We start from the raw sequence: 2,553 nt of genomic DNA, 5'->3' as shown, positions 1-2,553 counted from the left end.
CTTCATGCGTGAATGCGGACATGCGGGTCTCGTTCCGTGAGAGGTGCTGGGTTGGAACCGGAGCCTGGCGGGGTGGGGCACTCGCCAGGCGCCGGGTCAGTCGGGGACGGGCGCGGCAATCTAGGCGTCGCTGCCTATCCCCTGGTTCCCTGCGCCAGCCGGTCGCCCGGAGGCAGCGAGGGAGGTCTGGTCGTCAGCGTCGAGTACCTCGGCGATGACGCATTCCCGGATTGATATAGGGTTATTCATGATTCGTCCTTCTGAACGAGGGATGCTGGCCCTCAGGTGTTGGCCCACCTGAGGGCTTCTCTATGCGCAGCGACTTCGAGTCCTGCTCGGCCGCTTCCCCATTCGCCAGGCGATGGCGTGCGACGGCAGGATCAGCCACGCACCTTTGCGGCCAGCTCGCTGAAAAGCCGGCAACTCTCCTCGCTGGCACGCCTTCAGGACCGTGTCGTAACTGGGACTTGTCCGTGTGCCCGAGCCCTGCCAGCCGAGAAGGCGAGCAATCTGCTCAACCGTCTGGGGGATCTCGGGGATATCGGCGGCCGTCATTCGGCACCGTCGCTCAGATCGGACGAACTAGGAATCAGGTCGTCATGCCCAACTCCGAGAGGTTCGGCGAGTCGAACGATGTCGTGCAGCTTGAACGCAGCAAGGCCCCGCTCAAGCCGTTTGAGGGTCGAGTACTTAATCCCGCTCGATTGAGAGAGGGATTTGATGGTTAGGTTCGCGTTCTTGCGGGCGCTGCGCACCCGCCTCGCGGTGAGTTCGTTTATCAAGACCATGCGGGCCACCATATGGACCATACGGACCAAGTGTCAAGACGTACGGGATCAAATTAGGACCGCTCGGTCTTGTCTCGTGTCAGTCTGGACCGGATTATGGTCTAATGCGACTCATGGATATAGACAAACTGAACCGGATGATTGGCGACGAGATAAGGGCGGCACGCGCCCGAGTGAATCTGAGTCGCGAGGCGCTCGCCGCGAAGTCAGGAATCAGCGCGAAGACCATCCAACGACTTGAGAACGGCGAGCGGCCGGCCGACGTAACTCAGATGCAGGCACTCTGCGAGGTGTTTGGCGTGGAGATCACAGACCTACTTGGTCGCGCGATCGCGCGCACCACAGAAGATTAACCGCCAGTCGATTCCAAGCGCTTGGGCGATGACGACCAACTCGGCAACAGTGAAGCTGCGCTCGCCGCCAATCTGCTCCTGGACATGCTTCACCGTCTGCTTGGTCATGCGTGCCACCTGATCCACAGTGACCGACCCAGTTACTACAACGGCGCGGTACAGCTCGCCCGCTAGATCCATTACTCCACCTTTGCTCGATGGTTCGTTCGACGTTACGAACGTCACTCGAACATATGTTCGCACATAAACAGACTCGTAAGTTCGTTAGTGAGGTATAAGACATGGCGACCTTCAAGTCCTATCGAACGAAGGCCGGTCTCAGATACAAAGTTCGCTACATGAAGCCGGACGGGAGCCAGGGCAGCAAGAGCGGCTTCATGACCCAGGAGGCCGCAAAGGACTGGGCCTCTCGCGTCGAAGTCCGGAAGGTCGACGGCGAGTTCGTGGATCCCCGGCATGGGCGCGTGACAGTTGCCTCGCTCGCGGGCCCTTGGCTTGCAACGAAGAAGGCCAAGCTGAAGCCATCGGCATACCAGCCCCTTGAATCCTCCTGGCGCATTCACGTGCAGCCGGAGTGGGGCCACTGGCAGCTGGCCAAGATTGAAATTGTGGACGTCGAGGAATGGATAACCGACCTCGTTACCGAGATCCGCGATCCCCGCGATCCGGAGACGGTGATCCGGAAGCCTGCGTCGGCAACGACCGTCATTCGTGCGCACTCGGTGCTTGCCGGCATACTCGACAGGGCAGTACGCGACCGGAAGCTCGCGTCGAATAAGGCGCGTGAGATCGACAATCTTCCTAAGAAGACGCCCAAGCGAAAGATCTATCTCACCCACCAGCAGGTAGCGACCATGGCCGAGTCGGCGGGCAGTTGGTCGACGCTTGTGTTACTGCTCGCCTACTGCGGTCTTCGCTGGGGCGAGGCTGTGGGGCTTCGGGTGGCCGATCTCGACATGCTGCGTCGCCGCATAAATGTCGTTCGTAACGCCGTCCAAGTCGGCGCACGCATCGAGGTCGGCACCCCTAAGTCGGACAAGCCGCGTTCGATCCCGATACCAGCATTCCTGGTCGAGGAGCTGGCTGCGCATTGCGTAGGCAAGCCGCGCGACGCCCTGGTGTTCCCTGGGCCGGACGGAGACTTCCTTCGGCGACCGAACTCTGAGCGCGGCTGGTTTCGTTCGGCAGCGCGCAAGGCAGGTGCTGAAGAGCTGACTCCGCACGATCTTCGGCACACCGCGGCGAGTCTCGCCGTTTCCGCCGGCGCAAACGTGAAGGCAGTTCAGCGGATGCTCGGGCATGAGTCTGCGGCGCTGACACTCGACGTGTACGCCGACCTATTCGACGACGATCTTGACTCGGTCGCGGACGCCCTGGACGCTGCTCGACGTCGTGTTGCGTCGGCCTGACTG

At 61.2% G+C, this 2,553-nt stretch carries 4 protein-coding genes; 2 read left to right on the top strand and 2 right to left on the bottom strand.

The annotated features are described in order from the left end of the window. Window positions 1-551 precede the first annotated feature (551 nt). Window positions 552-788 (bottom strand): helix-turn-helix domain-containing protein, encoded by a 237-nt coding sequence (locus tag ACFVXN_RS18315; RefSeq protein ID WP_389235914.1) that lies wholly within the window; start codon window positions 786-788, stop codon window positions 552-554. A 104-nt stretch (window positions 789-892) separates the two neighbouring features. Here ACFVXN_RS18315 and ACFVXN_RS18310 point away from each other — a divergent pair, with 104 nt between their 5' ends. After that, window positions 893-1,141, top strand: coding sequence for a helix-turn-helix domain-containing protein (locus ACFVXN_RS18310; RefSeq protein WP_389235911.1), 249 nt, complete (start codon window positions 893-895; stop codon window positions 1,139-1,141). Here ACFVXN_RS18310 and ACFVXN_RS18305 read toward each other — a convergent pair. After that, window positions 1,103-1,249 carry a hypothetical protein gene (locus tag ACFVXN_RS18305; RefSeq protein ID WP_389235908.1) on the bottom strand — a complete coding sequence of 49 codons (147 nt, stop codon included), beginning with the start codon at window positions 1,247-1,249 and terminating at the stop codon, window positions 1,103-1,105. The genes ACFVXN_RS18310 and ACFVXN_RS18305 overlap by 39 nt on opposite strands. A 173-nt stretch (window positions 1,250-1,422) precedes the next feature. On the opposite strand from ACFVXN_RS18305, the gene ACFVXN_RS18300 reads away from it, so the two are divergent. Continuing rightward, window positions 1,423-2,550 (top strand): tyrosine-type recombinase/integrase, encoded by a 1,128-nt coding sequence (locus ACFVXN_RS18300; protein WP_389235905.1) that lies wholly within the window; start codon window positions 1,423-1,425, stop codon window positions 2,548-2,550. Window positions 2,551-2,553 lie beyond the last annotated feature (3 nt).

It is taken from the genome of Cellulomonas sp. NPDC058312, assembly GCF_042880135.1.
In the GTDB taxonomy this organism is placed as follows: domain Bacteria; phylum Actinomycetota; class Actinomycetes; order Actinomycetales; family Cellulomonadaceae; genus Cellulomonas.
This window is presented reverse-complemented; position numbering and strand designations above follow the sequence as displayed.

Bases quoted from the DNA above. Each gene is read 5' to 3' on its own strand.
- ACFVXN_RS18315 (WP_389235914.1), bottom strand. From the start codon at position 788: ATGGTCTTGATAAACGAACTCACCGCGAGGCGGGTGCGCAGCGCCCGC.
- ACFVXN_RS18305 (WP_389235908.1), bottom strand. From the start codon at position 1,249: ATGACCAAGCAGACGGTGAAGCATGTCCAGGAGCAGATTGGCGGCGAG.
- ACFVXN_RS18310 (WP_389235911.1), top strand. From the start codon at position 893: ATGCGACTCATGGATATAGACAAACTGAACCGGATGATTGGCGACGAG.
- ACFVXN_RS18300 (WP_389235905.1), top strand. From the start codon at position 1,423: ATGGCGACCTTCAAGTCCTATCGAACGAAGGCCGGTCTCAGATACAAA.